General features: G+C 65.7%; 18 protein-coding genes and 1 tRNA gene. 10 read left to right on the top strand and 9 right to left on the bottom strand.

The window, feature by feature from the left end; all coding sequences use genetic code 11:
• Nucleotides 1-220: 220 nt before the first annotated feature.
• The 5 genes from lptB to F3H87_RS15605 form a co-directional block, all read right to left on the bottom strand.
• Nucleotides 221-979: an LPS export ABC transporter ATP-binding protein gene (gene lptB / locus F3H87_RS15585; protein WP_149787251.1), complete on the bottom strand. Its 759-nt coding sequence runs from the start codon at nt 977-979 to the stop codon at nt 221-223.
• 4 nt (nt 980-983) lie between these two features.
• Entirely contained in the window at nt 984-1,463 is a 480-nt protein-coding gene (lptA, locus tag F3H87_RS15590) for a lipopolysaccharide transport periplasmic protein LptA (RefSeq protein ID WP_223228091.1), read from the bottom strand.
• Nucleotides 1,464-1,481: 18 nt separating this feature from the next.
• On the bottom strand, nt 1,482-2,087 hold the full coding sequence (lptC, locus tag F3H87_RS15595) for an LPS export ABC transporter periplasmic protein LptC (RefSeq protein WP_149787250.1): 606 nt from the start codon (nt 2,085-2,087) through the stop codon (nt 1,482-1,484).
• 40 nt (nt 2,088-2,127) lie between these two features.
• Complete coding sequence (locus F3H87_RS15600; RefSeq protein WP_149787249.1) at nt 2,128-2,739, bottom strand: ribonuclease D; 612 nt, start codon at nt 2,737-2,739, stop codon at nt 2,128-2,130.
• A 149-nt stretch (nt 2,740-2,888) separates the two neighbouring features.
• A tRNA-Leu gene (locus tag F3H87_RS15605) sits at nt 2,889-2,975 on the bottom strand.
• A 143-nt stretch (nt 2,976-3,118) separates the two neighbouring features.
• Between F3H87_RS15605 and F3H87_RS15610 the strand changes: the two genes are divergently transcribed.
• Entirely contained in the window at nt 3,119-4,099 is a 981-nt protein-coding gene (locus F3H87_RS15610; protein ID WP_149787248.1) for a complex I NDUFA9 subunit family protein, read from the top strand.
• Between the two features lie 30 nt (nt 4,100-4,129).
• On the opposite strand, the gene F3H87_RS15615 is transcribed toward F3H87_RS15610, so the two are convergent.
• Complete coding sequence (locus F3H87_RS15615) at nt 4,130-4,933, bottom strand: undecaprenyl-diphosphate phosphatase (RefSeq protein WP_149787247.1); 804 nt, start codon at nt 4,931-4,933, stop codon at nt 4,130-4,132.
• Between the two features lie 222 nt (nt 4,934-5,155).
• Between F3H87_RS15615 and F3H87_RS15620 the strand changes: the two genes are divergently transcribed.
• The 7 genes from F3H87_RS15620 (at nt 5,156) to queG (ending at nt 15,336) form a co-directional block, all read left to right on the top strand.
• The gene (locus tag F3H87_RS15620; protein WP_149787246.1) at nt 5,156-6,598 is read left to right on the top strand and encodes an NAD(P)-dependent oxidoreductase; all 1,443 of its coding nucleotides are present in this window, start codon (nt 5,156-5,158) and stop codon (nt 6,596-6,598) included.
• A 25-nt stretch (nt 6,599-6,623) separates the two neighbouring features.
• A complete protein-coding gene (locus F3H87_RS15625) occupies nt 6,624-7,079 on the top strand; it encodes a GFA family protein (protein WP_149787245.1) in 456 nt (151 codons plus the stop codon).
• Nucleotides 7,076-11,605, top strand: a complete 4,530-nt coding sequence (gene gltB, locus F3H87_RS15630; protein WP_149787244.1) for a glutamate synthase large subunit — start codon at nt 7,076-7,078, stop codon at nt 11,603-11,605. The genes F3H87_RS15625 and gltB overlap by 4 nt, the downstream gene beginning before the upstream one ends.
• Nucleotides 11,606-11,768: 163 nt before the next feature.
• Complete coding sequence (locus F3H87_RS15635) at nt 11,769-12,674, top strand: Hint domain-containing protein (RefSeq protein WP_223228092.1); 906 nt, start codon at nt 11,769-11,771, stop codon at nt 12,672-12,674.
• Between the two features lie 43 nt (nt 12,675-12,717).
• On the top strand, nt 12,718-13,479 hold the full coding sequence (mtgA, locus tag F3H87_RS15640) for a monofunctional biosynthetic peptidoglycan transglycosylase (RefSeq protein ID WP_149787663.1): 762 nt from the start codon (nt 12,718-12,720) through the stop codon (nt 13,477-13,479).
• Nucleotides 13,480-13,542: 63 nt separating this feature from the next.
• On the top strand, nt 13,543-14,208 hold the full coding sequence (gene fzlA, locus F3H87_RS15645; RefSeq protein WP_149787242.1) for an FtsZ-binding protein FzlA: 666 nt from the start codon (nt 13,543-13,545) through the stop codon (nt 14,206-14,208).
• A 96-nt stretch (nt 14,209-14,304) separates the two neighbouring features.
• Entirely contained in the window at nt 14,305-15,336 is a 1,032-nt protein-coding gene (gene queG, locus F3H87_RS15650) for a tRNA epoxyqueuosine(34) reductase QueG (RefSeq protein WP_149787241.1), read from the top strand.
• On the opposite strand, the gene F3H87_RS15655 is transcribed toward queG, so the two are convergent.
• Together F3H87_RS15655 and rbfA are read right to left on the bottom strand one after the other, a co-directional pair.
• A complete protein-coding gene (locus F3H87_RS15655; RefSeq protein ID WP_149787240.1) occupies nt 15,333-16,076 on the bottom strand; it encodes a phosphodiester glycosidase family protein in 744 nt (247 codons plus the stop codon). The two genes, queG and F3H87_RS15655, sit on opposite strands and share 4 nt — an antisense overlap.
• Entirely contained in the window at nt 16,073-16,486 is a 414-nt protein-coding gene (gene rbfA, locus F3H87_RS15660; protein WP_149787239.1) for a 30S ribosome-binding factor RbfA, read from the bottom strand. Before rbfA ends, F3H87_RS15655 begins: the two co-directional genes overlap by 4 nt.
• An 83-nt stretch (nt 16,487-16,569) precedes the next feature.
• Here rbfA and dapB point away from each other — a divergent pair, with 83 nt between their 5' ends.
• Nucleotides 16,570-17,379 carry a 4-hydroxy-tetrahydrodipicolinate reductase gene (gene dapB / locus F3H87_RS15665; RefSeq protein ID WP_149787238.1) on the top strand — a complete coding sequence of 270 codons (810 nt, stop codon included), beginning with the start codon at nt 16,570-16,572 and terminating at the stop codon, nt 17,377-17,379.
• A gap of 6 nt (nt 17,380-17,385) precedes the next feature.
• Here dapB and F3H87_RS15670 read toward each other — a convergent pair whose 3' ends face one another.
• On the bottom strand, nt 17,386-17,571 hold the full coding sequence (locus tag F3H87_RS15670) for a DUF1674 domain-containing protein (protein ID WP_149787237.1): 186 nt from the start codon (nt 17,569-17,571) through the stop codon (nt 17,386-17,388).
• 67 nt (nt 17,572-17,638) lie between these two features.
• Here F3H87_RS15670 and F3H87_RS15675 point away from each other — a divergent pair, with 67 nt between their 5' ends.
• Nucleotides 17,639-18,907, top strand: coding sequence for an RsmB/NOP family class I SAM-dependent RNA methyltransferase (locus tag F3H87_RS15675; protein ID WP_149787236.1), 1,269 nt, complete (start codon nt 17,639-17,641; stop codon nt 18,905-18,907).
• Nucleotides 18,908-19,024 lie beyond the last annotated feature (117 nt).

Genomic DNA, 19,024 nt, shown 5'->3' on the forward strand with positions numbered 1-19,024 from the left:
TCGGGGGTCTTGTCCGGCCGCGGGATGCAACCGGTTTGTTTATGCCCGAATGCTTGGAAATGACATTCCGCCGGATTGTGGCCGACCGGGCCTTGGCAAACAGGCCATGCGCGAATGCGGTGCAAAACCCAGGAATGTCATACTCCCATTTGAGGCGAGTCGGGCGGCTGCTGTCAATCGAAACCGGCGAAACCCATTGTTTGCGCATCGAAATGCCACGTCACGACATGCGGAAGGTATCGCCCAGGTAGACGCGGCGCACATTGTCGTTGCGCACGACGTCCTCGGGCGTGCCCGACATCAGCACCTTGCCATCGTGCAGGATATAGGCGCGGTCGACGATTTCCAGTGTTTCGCGGACGTTGTGATCGGTGATCAGAACGCCGATGCCGCGTTTTTTAAGGTCGGCAACAAGATGCCGGATATCGCCCACGCTGATCGGGTCGACCCCGGCGAAGGGTTCGTCGAGCAGCAGGTATTTCGGGTCGGCGGCCAGGCAGCGGGCGATCTCGACCCGGCGCCGCTCGCCGCCCGACAGGGCCAGCGCCGGTGCGCGGCGCAAATGTTCGATCGAGAATTCGCTCAGCAACTCTTCCAGCCGCTCGCGCCGCTTGTGCCGGTCCCTGACCGCAATATCCAGAACCGCCGATATGTTGTCCTCGACGCTGAGGCCGCGGAAGATCGACATTTCCTGCGGCAGATAGCCGATACCGAGCTGCGCGCGCCGGTACATCGGCAGGTTCGTCACGTCCCGCCCGTCAAGGATCACCTGGCCCGCCTCGGCCGTCACCAGACCAGCGATCATGTAGAAGGTGGTGGATTTGCCCGAGCCGTTGGGCCCCAGCAGCGCGACCACCTCGCCGCGGTTCAGCTCCATGCTGAAATCGCGGATCACCACCCGTTTCTTATAGCTTTTGCGCAGGTTGACGACGCGCAAGCCCAGGTCGCCATCGGTTACGGTAAGGTCGGGGCGGGCCATTCGGTCACTCCTGCGGTTGCAGAATGGTCTTGACCCGGCCGTGCATCTGGGCCGAACCGGTCGTCAGGTCCACCGTCATGTAGTCCGATGTCATCACGTTCAGGCCCCGTGTCACCAGCACGTCGTTCGTCATCACCACAAGGCCGGTGTCGATGTCGTAATCGGCGCGCTCGGCCTCGGCCGCGTCCTCGCCGCTGACCAGCGTCGCACCGCCCGTCGCCTCGAGCCGCTGGATACGGCGCTGGTCCTCGCTGTAGACGACCATGACGCGGGGGGCGGCCAGCCGCATCTCGCCCTGCACGATCACCACGTCGCCGGTAAAGATGGCGATGCCGGTTTCCTGGTCGACCGACAATTCCTGCGAGGTGACCTCGACCGGCAGGCTGGTGTCCTGCTGCATGTTGCCGAATGCGACGCTGGTGGTCTGCGCCTGCGCGGCCGACGCCAGGAAAAGCGCACCGCAAACGGCAAGGACGTGACGAATGGCTGACACTGCTACCCCCTAGTTTGCCGGATCATATATCAGCTTGACGCCGTTTGTGAAAAGCAAATGGGCGTTGCCGGTTTCGGGATCGCTGTCGATCTGCATCTTTCCGGCATCAATCCGCCCCGGCGGCCCGGTGCCAGTGACCGGGCCCGCGGTTTCGGCTTCGATCCTATCCAGTGCCGTCGTGAGCTTTTCGGTGGTCATCCGGTACCCGGCCGAAGTGGTGATCACCGCGTCGCCGATCAGCTCGGCTTCTTGCCTGCGGTCGTTGACGACGCCCTGTTTCGCGGAAAAATCCATTGCCGAGCCGCTCAGGAAATCAATATGCGCGGTCAGATCCCTGGCCAGAAGGCGGTCAGCCTGTTCGGGGTCGGGGCGTGCGGTCGTTGCGATAAAGGAGATCAGGTCGCCCTCGGCGGTCGCGCCGGAAAAGAACGGGCCGGTCACCTGCTGGTCTATCACGCGGTTTTCCATTTCGTCGGTGACGAAGGGGATGGTCCTGGACGGGTCGATATTGCGCGACAGCAGGAACAGCGTCGAGAGCAGCCCCAGCGCCAGCAGCGGCAACAGGATTCGCAGCCACGCGATCAGGCGGGGATAGTATCTGTCCCGGCGGCTCATGCGCGTGCCACCCCGGGGCGCGATATGCGCGCCGCCGCGATCAATGGGCGAAAATGTCGATTTCGGGCCAGCCGGCCAGGTCGAGCCGGGCGCGCATCGGCAGGAAATCGAAACAGGCCTGCGCCATCGCGGTGCGGTCCTCGCGCTCCAGCATCCGGTCCAGCGCCTCCCTCAGGCGGTGCAGGTGCAGCACGTCCGAGGCGGCATAGTCGAGCTGCGCTTCGGTCAGGGCGGTTGCGCCCCAGTCGCTCGATTGCTGCTGTTTCGAGATGTCGACGCCCAGCAGTTCCTGCAGCAGGAACTTCAGCCCGTGCCGGTCGGTATAGGTGCGCACCAGCTTGCTGGCGATCTTGGTGCAATAGACCGGCGCGGTCGTCGCGCCGAACGCGTTATAGAGCGCGGCGATATCGAATCGCCCGAAATGAAACAGCTTCAGCACATCGGGGTTTTCCAGCATCGCGCAGAGATTCGGCGCCCCGGTCTGGCCCTTTTCGATCTGCACCAGATGCGCGTCGCCATCGCCGCCCGACATCTGCACCACGCACAGCCGGTCACGATGGGGGTTCAGGCCCATCGTTTCGCAGTCGATGGCCACGACCGGGCCAAGGTCCAGCCCGTCGGGCAGATCGTTCCTGTAAAGATGGTTCGTCATGATCGTCCTTCCGCGCCACAAGGGTCCGGGGCGTTTCGGGCAGGGCCCGCGCTGTATTTGCGGGGTTATCCAACCTCACCGGCAGCGGCGCAAGGGGTTTGTCCCCGGCAGGGTGCCGGACCGGGTCACATCGTCGCGTTTCGGGGGAATGGTGCCCAGGAGAGGACTCGAACCTCCACGTCCGTACGGACACTAGCACCTGAAGCTAGCGCGTCTACCAATTCCGCCACCTGGGCAGGTGTCGTGGAGGGGCGTTTAGACCTGCCGCGCGATGCTGTCAACGGCGATTCTGGTGATTTTTCGGATTCCTCTCAATCGTCTTGTTCCGGGGGGCGGTTGGGGGTAGGAACGGACAGGATTTTCAGGGCCGGAGGCAGACATGTCGAAACTCGTCACCATCTATGGCGGATCGGGCTTTGTGGGGCGCTATATCGCGCAGCGGCTGGCCAGCGACGGCTGGCGCGTGCGTGTCGCGGTGCGCCGCCCGAACGAGGCGATGCATGTCAAACCCTACGGCGTGCCGGGCCAGGTCGAGCCGGTGTTCTGCAACATTCGCGACGATGCCAGCGTGCGTGCCGTGATGCACGGGGCCGACGCGGTGGTGAACTGCGTGGGCACGTTCGAGGCGCGCGGAAAGAACAATTTCGACGCGGTTCAGCACGCAGGGGCCGAGCGTATCGCGCGTATCGCCGCGGAAGAGGGCGTTGCGCGCCTGGTGCATATCTCGGCCATCGGCGCCGACAAGGACAGCCCCAGCCGTTATGCGCAGACCAAGGCGCTGGGCGAAGAGGCCGTTCTGGCGCATATGCCTGACGCAATGATCCTGCGCCCGTCGGTGGTGTTCGGGCCCGAGGACGGGTTCTTCAACAAGTTCGCCACAATGGCCGCGTCCTCGCCGGTGCTGCCATTGGTGGGGGCCGATACGAAGTTCCAGCCTGTCTATGTCGATGACGTTGCCGCCGCGGCGGTAATGGGCGTCGAGGGCAAGGCCAGCGGCATTTACGAGCTTGGCGGCCCGGACGTGGGCAGTTTCCGCGAACTGATGCAGGAAATGCTGGGCGTGATCCAGCGCCGCCGCCTGATCGTGAACTTGCCGTTCTGGGTTGCCCGGATCATGGCCTTCGGGCTGGACATGGTGCAGGTGGCGACCTTCGGCCTGGTCAAGAACACGCTGCTGACCCGCGATCAGGTCAAGGGCCTGAAGGCCGACACAGTGATGGCCGAAGGCGCGAAGGGGTTGGCCGATCTCGGTATCCAGCCCACCGCGACCGAGGCGGTGCTGCCGGAATACCTGTGGTCCTATCGCCCGTCCGGGCAATATGCCGCCATCAAGAACTCGGCGCGCAACCTGCGGACCTGACCGGGCGTTTCAGGGTTTCCCCGAAATGCTTCAGCGGTAGCCGATCCACAGCAGGATGCCGCCCAGAATCACGCGATAGATCACGTAGGGCGTGAAGCTGACCGCGCGCAGCAGTCGCATCATCAGGCTGAGCGCCAGCAGCGCTGCGACAAAGGCGAAAACGGCCGCGATCGCCCCGTCGCGCGCGGCCCGTGCGTTTGCGGTGGCTGCCACCTCGATCCCCAGAAGGGTGCCGCTGGCGATGATAACGGGAATCGACATCAGCATTGCGATCTTGGCCGCGTCATGCCGGGCATAGCCCAGCATCCGCGCAGCGGTGATCGTGATGCCCGAGCGTGATGTGCCGGGAATCAGCGCAACCGCCTGCCACAGCCCCATCCTGATCGCATCGCCAAGGCCCCAGTCGGCATCGGTCTTTTCCGTCGCGCCGGTCTGGTCGGCCCAGTAGAGCAGCAGCCCGAACAGCAGCATGGTCCAGCCGATCACCGTGATGCCGCGCATCGCGTCGTTCAGGCCGGTGAGTTTCAGGATCAGGCCGAAAATCACCGCCGGGATCGTGGCGACCAGCAGAAGAAACGCCAGCCGTGCCCCCGGCGTATCCGCGCGCCCGGTCAGCAGCCGCGGCAGGCCCACCAGCGCCACGCGCACATCCGCCCAGAAATAGAGGATGACGGCGAAAAGCGTGCCGACATGCACGGCCACGTCGATCACCTGCCCCTGGTCCTGCATCCCGGTCAGTCCGGGCAGCAGGATCAGATGCCCCGAGGACGAGATCGGCAGGAACTCGGTAATGCCCTGCACCACGGCGACTAGGAAAATGTGGAACAGGGTCATGCGTGGCTTCCCGGGTGGACTTGGCACATTGCTAGCGCCCTTCGAATCAAAGGGAAAGCACATAGATAGGTCCGGTTCGGTCATAAAATTAGCAAGATTCCCGCGACTTGCTGCCTTGCGGCATCGAAAAACATGAATTTAGGTCAGTAGAATTTACTTTTATCGACTCCGAAACTCGCTTATACGGGCGCGACCGAAGGAATCTGAGCGGAGGCTCCAACCGTGGCCAAGCAACCGATGCTGAAATTCGTAACCGTCGCCCGCGACATGCCCGAAAAGCGTGGCGCCGATGAGCGGCGCGCCGACTTTCACGAAATCTATGCGGAATTCGCGGCTGAAAAGGCAAAGGAGCAGGCCAGCCGCTGCAGCCAGTGCGGCGTGCCCTATTGCCAGTCGCATTGCCCGCTGCACAACAACATCCCCGACTGGCTGAACCTGACCGCCACGGGCCGCCTGCAAGAGGCGTATGAGGTCAGTCAGGCCACCAACACCTTTCCCGAGATTTGTGGCCGCATCTGCCCGCAGGATCGCCTGTGCGAAGGCAATTGCGTGATCGAACAATCGGGCCACGGCACCGTCACCATCGGCGCGGTCGAGAAATACATTACCGACACCGCGTGGGAGGAAGGCTGGGTCAAACCGGTGAAGCCCGCGCAGGAACGCCCCGAAAGCGTGGGCATCATCGGCGCGGGCCCCGGCGGGCTGGCGGCGGCCGACATGCTGCGCCGCGCCGGCGTGCAGGTCACGGTCTATGACCGCTATGACCGCGCGGGCGGGCTGATGACCTATGGCATCCCCGGCTTCAAGCTGGAAAAGGACGTGGTGATGCGCCGCAACGACCAGCTTGCGGCGGGCGGCGTGTCCTTCGTCATGAACTGCAATGTGGGCGAGGATATCCCGTTCGACGATATCCGCGCGAAACACGATGCGGTGCTGATCGCCACGGGCGTCTATCAAAGTCGCGACCTGGGCGGGCCGGGCGCCGGTGCGGCCGGGATCGTCAAGGCGCTGGATTACCTGACCGCCTCGAACCGCGCGGCGAATTTCGGCGACAGCGTGCCCGAATTCGACAGCGGCGAGCTGAACGCCGCGGGCAAGAAGGTGGTGGTGATCGGCGGTGGCGACACGGCGATGGATTGCGTGCGCACCGCCATCAGGCAGGGCGCCGAAAGCGTGAAATGCCTTTATCGCCGCGACCGCGCCAACATGCCCGGTTCGCAACGCGAGGTGCAGAACGCCGAGGAAGAGGGCGTGCAGTTCGAATGGCTGACCGCGCCCAAGGGCTTTACCGAAAAGGACGGCAAGGTCGCGGGCGTGATGGTGCAGAAGATGCGCCTCGGTGCCCCCGATGCCACCGGCCGCCAGAGCCCCGAGGCGATCGAGGGTGCGGATTACCTTGAAGACGCCGACCTTGTGATCACGGCGCTTGGGTTCGAGCCCGAGGATCTGCCAAAGCTCTGGGGCGTGGACGGGCTGGACGTGACCCGCTGGGGCACGATCAGGGCCGACTTCACCACCGGCAAGACCAGCCTCGACGGCGTATTCGCAGTGGGCGACATCGTGCGCGGCGCCTCGCTGGTGGTCTGGGCCATCCGTGACGGGCGCGATGCGTCCGAGGCGATCCTGGACTACCTGAACCAACCGGCCGCGGTGGCGGCGGAATGAACGACCCGGAAAGGGAGGCAGACCGATGACCGAAACCGCCTATCGCAGAACCGGCCGGATGGACGGCCACTGCCTGTGCGGTGCCGTCACGATCCGCATCGGGGGCGAGCATATCGCCGCCGTCGGGGTCTGTCATTGCAGCATGTGCCAGCACTGGAACGGCGCCGTGTTCGGCGTCTTCACCGCGGCGCCCGAGGCGGTGACGATCACCGGGCCGGTCGTCCGCTACCAGTCCTCGGAATTTGCCGAGCGGGCATTTTGCCAGACCTGCGGCAGCCATCTGTGGATGCGCAACACCACGCCGCCGGACGATTACGAGTTCATGCCGGGGCTGTTCCCCGACGCGCGGGATTTCCCGCTGATCTCGGAAATCTACGTGGATTGCGCACCCGCCTATGCGCCGCTTGCCGGCAACCACAGGCGCCTGACGCGCGCAGAATATGAATCGGAAAACCTCTTTGTCGAGGGAGACAAGCCATGACCAAATATGATGCCGAATGGGTCAGAGCCGAAGAGGCCAGGCGCAAGTGGCTGGCCGGGAACGGCCTGTATTCCGAGGCCGATGAAAAGGCCAATTGCGGCGTGGGCCTTGCCGTGTCGATCGACGGCAAACCCAGCCGCAAGGTGGTGGAAAACGGTATCAGCGCGCTCAAGGCGATCTGGCACCGTGGCGCGGTGGACGCCGATGGCAAGACCGGCGATGGCGCGGGCATTCACCTGCAGATCCCCGTCGCGTTCTTCTATGACCAGATCGAGCGCACCGGCCACAAGCCCCGCAATGACGAGCTGATGGCCGTGGGCCAGGTGTTCCTGCCGCGCACCGATCATGGCGCACAGGAAACCTGCCGGACGATCGTGGAAACCGAAGTCCTGCGCATGGGGTATTACATCTATGGCTGGCGCCACGTGCCGGTGAATGTCGATGTGCTGGGCGAAAAGGCGAACGCCACCCGCCCCGAAATCGAACAGATCCTGATCTCGAACGCCAAGGGCGTCGACGAAGAGACTTTTGAGCGCGAACTTTACGTGATCCGCCGCCGGATCGAAAAGGCCGCCGCCGCCGCCGGTATCAGCAACCTCTATCTTGCGTCGCTGTCGTGCCGGTCGATCATCTACAAGGGCATGATGCTGGCCGAGCAGGTCAGCGAGTTCTACCCAGACCTGCAGGACGAGCGGTTCGAAAGCGCCTTTGCGATCTATCACCAGCGCTATTCCACCAACACCTTTCCGCAATGGTGGCTGGCGCAGCCGTTCCGCATGCTGGCCCACAACGGCGAGATCAACACGCTCAAGGGCAACGTCAACTGGATGAAAAGCCACGAGATCCGCATGGCCAGCGCCGCGTTCGGCGACATGGCCGAGGATATCAAGCCGATCGTGCAGTCGGGCAGCTCGGACTCGGCCGCGCTGGACGCGGTGTTCGAGGCGCTGGTGCGCGCGGGCCGCAATGCGCCGATGGCCAAGACCATGCTGGTGCCGGAATCCTGGTCCAAGCAGGCGGTGGAACTGCCGCAGGCGTGGCGCGACATGTATTCCTACTGCAACTCGGTGATGGAGCCGTGGGACGGCCCCGCCGCCCTGGCGATGACCGATGGCCGCTGGGTCTGCGCCGGGCTCGACCGCAACGGGTTGCGTCCGATGCGCTATGTCATCACCGGCGACGGGCTGCTGATCGCAGGGTCCGAGGCGGGGATGGTTCCGGTCGACGAAACCCGGGTCAAGGAAAAGGGCGCGCTTGGCCCCGGGCAGCTTCTGGCCGTGGATATGGCCGAAGGCGCGTTGTATCACGACACCGAGATCAAGGACAAACTGGCGGCCAGCCAGCCCTTTGGCGAATGGGTCGGCAAGATCACCGAACTGGACGAGGAACTGGCCAAGGTCACCGAAACGGCGATCTATTCCGGTGACGAGCTGCGCCGCCGCCAGATCGCGGCCGGTTATACCGTGGAAGAGCTGGAACAGATCCTGTCGCCCATGGTCGAGGACGCCAAGGAGGCGCTGGCCTCGATGGGCGACGACACGCCCAGCGCGGTGCTGTCCAAGCAGTATCGCCCGCTCAGCCACTTCTTCCGCCAGAACTTCAGCCAGGTGACCAACCCGCCGATCGACTCGTTGCGCGAATACCGGGTGATGAGCCTGAAGACACGGTTCGGCAACCTCAAGAACGTGCTGGACGAAAGCAGCAGCCAGACCGAGATCATCGTGCTGGACAGCCCGTTCCTGGGCAACGCGCAATGGCAGCGGGTGAAAGAGGCGTTCAACGCCGACATGGTCGAGATCGACTGCACCTTCGCCGGCGGTCCCGGTGCGCTGCAAAAGGGGCTGGAGCGTATCCGCGCCGAGGCCGAGGATGCCGTGCGTTCGGGCGCGGGCCACCTTGTGCTGACCGACCAGCACCAGGGCGCCGAGCGCGTTGCGATGCCGATGATCCTGGCCACCAGCGCCGTGCACAGCCACCTGACGCGCAAGGGGTTGCGGACCTTCTGCTCGCTCAACGTGCGGTCGGCCGAATGCATCGACCCGCATTACTTCGCGGTCCTGATCGGCTGCGGCGCGACCACGGTCAACGCCTATCTGGCCGAGGATTCCATCGCCGACCGGATCGAACGCGGGCTGCTGGACGGCCCGCTGACCGAGGCGGTCGCCCGCTATCGTGAAGCGATCGACCAGGGGCTGCTCAAGATCATGGCCAAGATGGGAATCTCGGTGATCTCGTCCTATCGCGGCGGCCTGAATTTCGAGGCCGTCGGCCTGTCGCGCGCCATGTGCGCCGAGTATTTCCCCGGTATGCTCAGCCGTATCAGCGGTATCGGTGTCAGCGGTATTCAGAGAAAGGCCGAAGAGGTCCACGCCCGCGGCTGGAAGGCCGACGCGGTGATGCCCATCGGCGGCTTCTACAAGGCGCGCAAGTCGGGCGAGACCCACGCCTGGGGCGCGCAGACGATGCATATGATGCAGATGGCCTGCAACAAGGCCAGCTATCAGCTGTGGAAGCAGTATTCGGCCAAGATGCAGGCGAACCCGCCGATCCACCTGCGCGACCTGCTGGCGATCAAGCCGCTGGGCGAACCGATCGCGCTGGAAGAGGTGGAATCGATCACCTCGATCCGCAAGCGTTTCGTGACGCCGGGCATGTCGCTGGGCGCGCTGTCGCCCGAGGCGCACAAGACGCTGAACGTGGCGATGAACCGCATCGGCGCCAAGTCGGATTCCGGCGAGGGCGGCGAGGACCCGGCGCATTTCGTGCCCGAACCGAACGGCGACAACCCGTCGGCCAAGATCAAGCAGGTGGCCTCGGGCCGGTTCGGCGTGACGGCCGAATACCTCAACCAGTGCGAAGAGCTGGAAATCAAGGTGGCCCAGGGCGCCAAGCCCGGCGAGGGCGGCCAGCTTCCGGGGATGAAGGTCACCGACCTGATCGCGCGGCTGCGGCATTCGACCAAGGGCGTAACGCTGATCAGCCCCCCGCCGCACCACGACATCTATTCGATCGAGGATCTGGCGCAGCTGATATATGACCTGAAACAGATCAACCCACGCTGCAAGGTCACGGTCAAGCTGGTGGCGTCCTCGGGTGTCGGCACCATCGCGGCGGGCGTGGCCAAGGCCAAGGCCGACGTGATCCTGATCTCGGGCCATAATGGCGGCACGGGCGCATCGCCCGCGACCTCGATCAAATACGCGGGCCTCCCGTGGGAGATGGGCCTGACCGAGGCGCATCAGGTGCTGGCGATGAACAACCTGCGCAGCCGCGTGACGCTGCGCACCGATGGCGGGCTGCGCACCGGGCGCGACATCGTCATGGCCGCGATGATGGGGGCCGAGGAATACGGCATCGGCACCGCCGCGCTGATCGCGATGGGCTGCATCATGGTGCGCCAGTGCCAGTCCAACACCTGCCCGGTTGGCGTGTGCACCCAGGACGAGGCGCTGCGCGCCAAGTTCACCGGCACGGCCGACAAGGTGGTGAACCTCATCACCTTCTACGCCCAGGAAGTGCGCGAGATCCTTGCCTCGATCGGGGCGCGGTCGCTGGACGAGGTGATCGGCCGCGCCGACCTGCTGAGCCAGGTCAGCCGTGGCGCCGCGCATCTGGACGACCTGGACCTGAACCCGCTGCTGATCACCGTCGATGGCGCGGCCGAGATCGTCTATGACCGCAACAAGCCGCGCAACGAGGTGCCCGATACGCTGGACGCCGAGATCGTGCGCGACGCCGCGCGGTTCCTCGAGGATGGCGAGAAGATGCAGCTGCAATACGCGGTGCAGAACACGCATCGCACCGTCGGTACCCGCGTTTCCAGCCATATCGTGCGGCGGTTCGGGATGCGCAATTCGCTGCAGCCCGATCACCTGACGGTCAAGCTGAACGGCAGCGCCGGGCAGTCGCTGGGTGCCTTCGCCGCGCCGGGCCTCAAGATCGAGGTGTCGGGCGATGCCAACGACTATGTCGGCAAGGGCCTGTCGGGCGGCATCATCGTGGTGCGCCCGCCGATGGCCAGCCCGCTGGTGGCCGATCAGAACACGATCATCGGCAACACGGTGCTGTATGGCGCGACCGACGGCTACCTGTTCGCGGCCGGCCGCGCGGGCGAGCGGTTCGCCGTGCGCAACTCGGGTGCGCGGGTGGTGGTCGAGGGCTGCGGCTCGAACGGGTGCGAATACATGACTGGCGGCGTTGCCGTAATTCTCGGTCAGATCGGCGCCAATTTCGGGGCCGGCATGACCGGCGGCATGGCCTATCTCTATGATCCCGAAGGGCTGGCACTGCCGCTGATGAACATGGAGACGCTGGTGACCTGCCCGGTCGAGGTCGACCATTGGGAGGCGCAGCTGAAAGGGCTGGTCGAACAGCACCATGCCGAAACCGGCAGCCGCAAGGCGGGCGACATCCTGCAACACTGGGATGCCGAGCGCGCCAATTTCATCCAGGTCTGCCCCAAGGAGATGCTGAACAACATCCCGCATCCCCTGACGCTGGAACAAGGCGCGATCCCGGCGGAATAAGCGCCTACGGCATTGAAAAGGCGACCCCGCGGCATTCCTGCCGCGGGGTTTTTTCTGCCGATCACAATCCGGCCAAAGTTCCCTCGTATTTGTGGCTGATTTTTCCTGCATTGAAGCGAAGGGTGGTATCGCGTTCGAGTAGGAAAGGATCAGGGTTTTGGCCGTGATCAGTGATCAGTTCTTCGTCCTGGACCCAGGTTCGGCGCCCTCGTACGGCACCGCCCTGACCGTGCAGCAATTCGCCATCAACGATGCGAATAACGACAACTACGTGTCGACCTCGGCCGGTGACACGGTCGGCGGCCTGACCGTGACAAGCGTCTGGGTCGGCGACCAGATTCGTGTCCGCTGGCCGGACAACACGACGCAGTGGATCACCGGCGTCACCTTTTACCGGTCCGGTGGTTCGGCGGTGTTTACACCGACCGATGGCACTGTCCTGCAAAACGCGACCTTCCTGAGTTCGACCTGGGTCAACACCAGCACGCAGGTGCCGCTGGGCGATCTGGGGCCGGCGTGTTTCGGGCTGGGAACGCTGATCGAAACCGATCGCGGCGTGCGCCCCATCGAAACGCTGACCGCCGGGCAGCTTGTCCGCACGCTCGACAACGGGTTGCAGCCGGTGCGCTGGATCGGTCGCACGACGGTGCGCGCCTGTGAAAACTATGCGCCGGTGCATATCGCACCGGGTGCGCTGGGCAACATGCGCGCGCTGATCGTGTCGCAGCAGCACCGCGTGTTGCTGCGTAGCTGGCAGGCCGAGCTGATGTTCGGAGAGCCCGAGGTGCTGGTTGCCGCGAAACACCTGGTGAACGGCGATACGATACACATCCGCGCCGGCGGTTCGGTCACCTACCTGCATTTGCTGTTCGACCGGCATGAAGTGGTCTTTTCCGAAGGGATCGCCACCGAAAGCTATTTCGCCGATGGCGCCGCCGACCGCCCGGCCGATGCGCAAAGCGCCGAGATCCTGGCGCTGTTTCCCGAACTGGCCGCGCGTCATCCCTTGCACGGGATACCGGCCCGCCCGGTTCTGCGCGGCTACGAGGCGGCGACGTTGGTCGCCTGAGCGGGGTTTTCACCGCACCCTGAGCGGCCTATAGCTTGGCATGATGGCGCGGAAATCTGGCAAACCGACGCGGCGGAAGGGCCGCAAATCCACGGCGGACGGCCCGGTCGCCGCGATTGCGCGCGCGCCGCTGCGCCCGCTGCGGTGGATCTTGCGCTGGACGGTGCGCGGCCTGCTGGTCGCGGTTGCGCTGCTGGCGATCTGGGTGTTGTCCTATACGGTGATCGACCCCCGGACCACACCCTATATCCGGCACGAGGCGCGCAGGCTGGGCGGGGTGGACCGGGCCTGGGTGTCGATGGACGAGATCGCGCCGGTCATGGCGCGCAGCGTGGTCGCGGCGGAGGATGCGAATTTCTGCCTGCACTGGGGGTTCGACATGGCCGCGATCCGTGCCGCGCTGGAACAGGGCGCGCGGCGCGGGGCATCGACGCTCAGCCAGCAGGTGGTCAAGAACGCGTTTCTCTGGCATGGGCGCGACTGGTCGCGCAAGGCGCTTGAGGCACTGATCACCCCGCTGGTCGAGGCGACGTGGTCCAAGCGCCGTATTCTCGAGGTCTATCTGAATATCGTGGAGTTCGACGAAGGCATATTCGGCGTCGAGGCGGCGGCGCGGCATTACTTCGGCATCGGCCCCGAGGCGCTGAGCGCGGTGCAGGCCGCGCGGTTGGCCGCAGTGCTGCCCAACCCCAAGGCACGCGATGCCGCGCGGCCCACCGCCAACCTGCGCCGCCGCGCTGCCGGCATCCTCGACGGGGCAGAGACGATCCGCCGGGATGGCCGCGCCGCCTGTTTCGAGGATTGAAATTGCACGCCTTAGCGTGCATTCAAGGATAAGTTTCCGCACGCGTTTCAACGAGGTCGCCGTATGGCAAAGCTCTATCACGTTCCGTTGTCCCCGTTCTGCCGCAAGGTGCGCCTGACCCTTGCGGAAAAGCGGATCGAATGCGAGCTGATCGAAGAACGCTATTGGGAACAGAACCCCGACTTCCTGCGCCGCAACCCCGCGGGCAAGGTGCCGGTGCTGAAGATCGACGGCCGCACCATGTCGGAAAGCGCGGCGATCTGCGAGTGGCTGGAGGAAACCCACCCCGACCCCGCGCTGATGCCCAAGGACACCGACGGGCGCTATGAGGTGCGGCGGCTGGTGGCCTGGTTCGACGACAAGTTCCACAGCGAAGTGACCTCGAAACTGGTCTACGAACGGGTGAACAAGAAGGTGATGAAGCAGGGCTTTCCCGACAGCGGCAACGTGAAGTCGGGCGCGCGGGCGATCAAGTATCACCTGGATTACATGGCGTGGCTGCTGGACCGGCGGCGCTGGCTGGCCGGGGACAACATGACGCTGGCCGATTTCGCGGCCGCCGCGCATCTGTCGTCGCTCGACTATATCTCGGACGTGGACTGGAACCGCAGCGAGACGGTCAAGGACTGGTATGCCAAGATCAAGTCGCGGCCCGCTTTCCGCAGCATCCTGGCCGACCAGGTGCCGGGCTTTCCGCCGCCCGCGCATTATGCCGACCTGGATTTCTGATCCGGTTGCGCGGCCTTCCGGCCGCACCCCGGGGCAGGGGGCGCTGCCCCCTCTTGGGCCTGCGGCCCAATTCACCCCCGGAGTATTGCCGGCAAGATGAAGGACGACCTGAAATCCCGGCTGATCGCGCAGGCCCGCGCCGAAGGGTTCGACCTGACCCGTATCTGCCGGCCCGACGCGGTGCCCGAGGTGCCCGCCCGGCTGGCCGCGTTTCTGGCGCACGGCTATCACGGGCAGATGGGCTGGCTGGCGGACAGGGCGGCGTGGCGGGGCGATCCGGCGGCGTTATGGCCCGAGGCGCGGTCGGTGATCGTGCTGGGCGAAAGCTATACCCCGGAAGAAGACCCGCTGGCCGGGCTGGAAACGCCGGATCGCGGGGTGATCTCGGTCTATGCGCGCAACCGCGATTATCATGACCTGGTCAAGAAACGGCTGAAGCGGCTGGCGCGCTGGCTGATCGCCGAGGGCGGGGGCGAGGTCAAGGTATTCGTCGATACCGCGCCGGTGCCCGAGAAACCGCTGGGGCAGGCGGCCGGGCTGGGGTGGCAGGGCAAGCATACCAACCTTGTCAGCCGCGATCTGGGCAGCTGGTTTTTCATCGGGTCGGTTTTCACCACACTCGCGCTGGAACCGGACGCGCCCGAGACGGATCATTGCGGCAGTTGCCGGGCCTGTCTCGATGCCTGCCCGACCGATGCATTCCCGGCGCCCTACCGGCTGGATGCGCGACGCTGCATTTCCTACCTCACGATCGAGCACAAGGGGCCGGTCGACGAGGAATTGCGGGCGAAGATGGGCAACCGCATCTATGGTTGCGACGATTGCCTGGCGGCCTGCCCGTGGAACAAGTTTGCCGTGGCGGCGCGCGAGCTGCACTATCACGCGCGGCCCGACCTGGTGGACCCGCCGCTGGCCGAACTGGCGGCGCTGGACGATGCGGGGTTTCGCGCGCGGTTTTCCGGGAGCCCGATCAAGCGGGTCGGGCGTGACCGGTTCGTGCGCAACGTGTTGTATGCGATTGGAAATTCGGGCGATGCGGCTTTGCGGCCCGCCGCGCAGGCGCTGGTGGATGACCCGGACGCCACGGTGGCCGAGGCCGCGCGCTGGGCCGTGGCGCGGCTGGGTTAGCCTGCGGGTTCGGTCACGCCTACGATCGGGCCCATGCGAAACCCCGGATCGGAGCGGCCCAGTTGCGGCGCGTGCAGGCGCGAGATGTTGCCATCGAAATAGAGCGCGTTCGGGGTCTGCAGGGCGTCGCGGAACAGCCGGCCGAATTCGTGGAACGTGACCGGGTTGTTGGAGATCACGAAATGCACGGTCCGCCCGTCATCCGAGGTGCCCACCCCGTTGCGGATATAGCGCGAGGCGCTGTCGGGCAGGAAGCGCGGGTGCAGCGCGCCCTCGATCACCAGCATCGGGCCGGATTGCGTGGCAAAGCGGCAATCGCGCGGTTTTGTCACGAAAGCGCGCGTTTCGATGACATCGGCGCGCGACGGGCCGATACAGAGAAGGCCGTTCGGCACCAGCCCGAAATTGCCCGGCCCGGCAGAGGTGATGATGCGCATCCGTTCCTCCCCGTTTTCGACATAAAGGCCGACGGGGCTGCGGTCGGTGTGGTACATGCCGGCATTCATGGCGAAGGACAGCCGGCGCCCGTCCTGTGAAAGTGCCTGGTCCAGCGTGCTGAAGTGGCTGTATTTCCGGCCCTCCGCATCGTCGAGGAACAGGCGCAAATCCTCGGATGCCGTATCTACCGTGCAGAGCGAATAGCTGTTGCCGTCATGGGTCAGGTCGCGGCAGTCGACCGCGAAAGCCGCCGTGGCGCACAGGGCGAATACAAGGCCCAGCACGGCGCGCAGGGCGGTCATGGATCGTCCTGTTCGTCCGTTCCGACATCGCGGCGCACGTCGTCCTGCGAAAACAGGCGGCGGGTTTCGTCCAGCCGGTCGAATGTCTCGTCGATGCGGAACCGCAGGTCGGGGGTGAATTTCAGCCCGACCTTCTTGCCGATCATGCGGCGCAGCTCGCCCTTGTTGCGGGCCAGCAGGTGCAGCACGTCCTCTTGCCCGGTGCCGCCCAGCGGCAGGACATAGGCGGTGGCGATCCGCAGGTCGGGGGATGTCGTCACCTCGCCCACCGTGATCGACAGGCGGTTGAGGTCGGGATCGTGCACGTCGCCGCGCGCCAGCACCTCGGAGAGCGAGCGGCGGATCACCTCGCCCACGCGCAGCTGGCGCTGGCTGGGACCGGGACCGTCGTGAAACTTGTTCTTTGCCATGATCCGCACTTAAGGCTTTGCCGGGGCTTTGCCAATGGGGGAAGGCTTCGCTATGACAGCGCGAAAGCATAGGAGCGACGGAAATGACCGACCTGCCGGGAATCGTGGTGACGGGCGCCTCGGGGCGCATGGGGCAGATGCTGATCCGCACGGTGCTGGCCAGCGACAAGGCCCGGCTGGTCGGCGCGGTCGAACGCGCGGGCCATGACTGGGTGGGCCAGGACGTGGGCGTTGCGATGGGCGGCGCGCCGATCGACCTTCACGTGACCGATGACGCGCTCGAGGCGTTTTCGAAGGCGCAGGCGATCATAGATTTCACCGCGCCCGCCGCGACGGTCGAATTCGCGGGGATCGCGGCGCAGGCGCGGGCGGTGCACGTGATCGGCACTACCGGGCTGGGCGAGGACGACCTTGCCAGCATCAGGGCCGCCGCGCGTCATGCGGTGGTGGTGCGCGCGGGCAACATGAGCCTTGGGGTCAACCTGCTGGTGCAGTTGACGAAAAAGGTGGCCGCCGCGCTGGACGAGGATTTCGATATCGAGGTGATCGAGGCGCATCACCGCCACAAGGTCGATGCCCCCTCGGGCACCGCGCTGATGCTGGGCGAGGCCGCCGCCGAAGGGCGCGGCGTGTTGCTTGAGGCGGTCAGCGACCGGGGGCGCGACGGCATCACCGGCGCGCGCGAGCGCGGGCATATCGGGTTTCACGCCATCCGTGGCGGCGATATCGTGGGCGAACATGACGTGCTGTTCGCGGCCGAGGGGGAGCGGATCGTCCTGCGTCACGTGGCCAGCGACCGGGCGGTGTTCGCGCGCGGCGCGCTGAAGGCGGCGCTGTGGGGGCAGGGCAGGAAGCCCGGCGAATACGACATGGTCGATGTTCTGGGGCTCTGACCGGGGTCAGAAATCCACCGCGATCCCTTTCTTTTCCCAGTCGCCGAAGCGCACGGGTTCCGGCCCGTCGCGGCCGCCCAGTTCCTTTGGCATTGTTCTTGCCTCGGCTTCGGCCTTCCTACGGCGTTCCTCGGCCTCGGCCAGGGCGCGTTGGGCGGCGGGCGGCAGATCCTTGCGCGGGATGTCGGACATCGGTGGCTTCCTTCCGTTCTCTACCCCTGATATACGCCGCTGGCCCCGCACAGCAAGGCCATAGCCCATGTCGACATCGCCCTCACCCGCCCGCCGCAGCGCCGTTTACCTGTTGGATCAGGTTCTGGGCGAGGGGCGCCTGATGGCCGAATTGCTGGGCGCCGGTGCGCTGGACCGGCTGGAACCGGCCGACCGCGCCCGCGTGCAGCGGCTGGCGCAGGACGTGCTGCGCGGGCTGGAACGCGCCGACCGGGTGCTGGGCAAACACCTGCGCAAGACCCCGCCGCTGCATGTGCGCAACATCCTGCGCCTTGCCACGGTCGAGCTGTGTTCGGGCGGCGATGCGCACGGCGTGGTGAACGACGCGGTGGCGCTCACCGCCGGCCACAAGAAGGGCCAGCACATGAAGGGTATGGTCAACGCGGTCCTGCGCAAGGTCGCCGCCGATGGCGGTGCCGAATGGGCAAAGCTGCGCGTGCCGCGCCTGCCGAAATGGCTGCGCGATCCGCTGGTCATGGCCTGGGGCGGCGAGGCCGTGATGGCGATGGAGACCGCGCAATTCGCCGGTGCGCCGCTGGACCTGACCGTCAAACCCGACGCCGGGGACTGGGCCGCGCGGCTGGGCGGGGCGGTTCTGCCCACCGGATCGGTCCGGGTGGCGCAGGCGGGGCAGGTTTCGGCGCTGCCGGGTTTTGCCGAGGGCGCGTGGTGGGTGCAGGATGCCGCCGCCGCGATGCCCGCGCGCCTGCTGGATGCGCGGCCCGGCGAGGCGGTGCTGGATATGTGCGCGGCCCCCGGCGGCAAGACGCTGCAACTTGCCGCCGCCGGTGCCGATGTGACGGCGCTGGATATCTCCGAGGCGCGGCTTGCGCGGGTGCGCGAAAACCTGTCGCGCACCGGGCTGACCGCGCGGGTGGTGGCCGGTGACGCGCTGGAACATCGGGGCAGTTACGACGCGATCCTGCTGGATGCGCCCTGTTCGGCCACTGGCACGATCCGTCGCCATCCCGACCTGCCCCATGCCAAGGACGGGGCGGAATTCGGTGCGCTTTTCGAGTTGCAGGCGGCGATGCTGGACCATGCGCTGGGCCTGCTGAAACCGGGCGGACGGCTGGTGTTCTGCACCTGCTCACTCTTGCCGGACGAGGGCGAATGCCAGGTGGAAGAGGCGCTGGAACGTCACCCCGGCCTGACCGTGGATCGTGCCGCGCCGGACCGGCCCGGCATCGACCCGGCCTGGATCACCGAAGAGGGCGGGCTGCGCCTGCGCCCCGATTACTGGCCTGACCTGGGCGGGATGGACGGGTTTTACATGGCGGTCCTGCGCAAGGGCTGATCGGAGGGTGTCGGGCCGGTCCTTGGCCGGGCGATTGGCTGCCGTGAGCGCTTCGCTTTGAGGGAGGAAGTGGCTGCAGCATAAACTGCCAGCCGCAGCCGTCGGATCGCCCGACTG

The organism is Lutimaribacter pacificus, assembly GCF_900142185.1.
Classification (GTDB): Bacteria; Pseudomonadota; Alphaproteobacteria; order Rhodobacterales; family Rhodobacteraceae; genus Lutimaribacter; species Lutimaribacter pacificus.

Excerpts from the sequence above, each read along its gene's own strand:
- lptB (WP_149787251.1), bottom strand. The coding sequence starts at position 979 with ATGGCCCGCCCCGACCTTACCGTAACCGATGGCGACCTGGGCTTGCGC.
- lptC (WP_149787250.1), bottom strand. The coding sequence starts at position 2,087 with ATGAGCCGCCGGGACAGATACTATCCCCGCCTGATCGCGTGGCTGCGA.
- F3H87_RS15600 (WP_149787249.1), bottom strand. The coding sequence starts at position 2,739 with ATGACGAACCATCTTTACAGGAACGATCTGCCCGACGGGCTGGACCTT.
- F3H87_RS15610 (WP_149787248.1), top strand. The coding sequence starts at position 3,119 with ATGTCGAAACTCGTCACCATCTATGGCGGATCGGGCTTTGTGGGGCGC.
- F3H87_RS15615 (WP_149787247.1), bottom strand. The coding sequence starts at position 4,933 with ATGACCCTGTTCCACATTTTCCTAGTCGCCGTGGTGCAGGGCATTACC.
- F3H87_RS15625 (WP_149787245.1), top strand. The coding sequence starts at position 6,624 with ATGACCGAAACCGCCTATCGCAGAACCGGCCGGATGGACGGCCACTGC.
- gltB (WP_149787244.1), top strand. The coding sequence starts at position 7,076 with ATGACCAAATATGATGCCGAATGGGTCAGAGCCGAAGAGGCCAGGCGC.
- mtgA (WP_149787663.1), top strand. The coding sequence starts at position 12,718 with ATGGCGCGGAAATCTGGCAAACCGACGCGGCGGAAGGGCCGCAAATCC.
- fzlA (WP_149787242.1), top strand. The coding sequence starts at position 13,543 with ATGGCAAAGCTCTATCACGTTCCGTTGTCCCCGTTCTGCCGCAAGGTG.
- queG (WP_149787241.1), top strand. The coding sequence starts at position 14,305 with ATGAAGGACGACCTGAAATCCCGGCTGATCGCGCAGGCCCGCGCCGAA.
- F3H87_RS15655 (WP_149787240.1), bottom strand. The coding sequence starts at position 16,076 with ATGACCGCCCTGCGCGCCGTGCTGGGCCTTGTATTCGCCCTGTGCGCC.
- rbfA (WP_149787239.1), bottom strand. The coding sequence starts at position 16,486 with ATGGCAAAGAACAAGTTTCACGACGGTCCCGGTCCCAGCCAGCGCCAG.
- dapB (WP_149787238.1), top strand. The coding sequence starts at position 16,570 with ATGACCGACCTGCCGGGAATCGTGGTGACGGGCGCCTCGGGGCGCATG.
- F3H87_RS15670 (WP_149787237.1), bottom strand. The coding sequence starts at position 17,571 with ATGTCCGACATCCCGCGCAAGGATCTGCCGCCCGCCGCCCAACGCGCC.
- F3H87_RS15675 (WP_149787236.1), top strand. The coding sequence starts at position 17,639 with ATGTCGACATCGCCCTCACCCGCCCGCCGCAGCGCCGTTTACCTGTTG.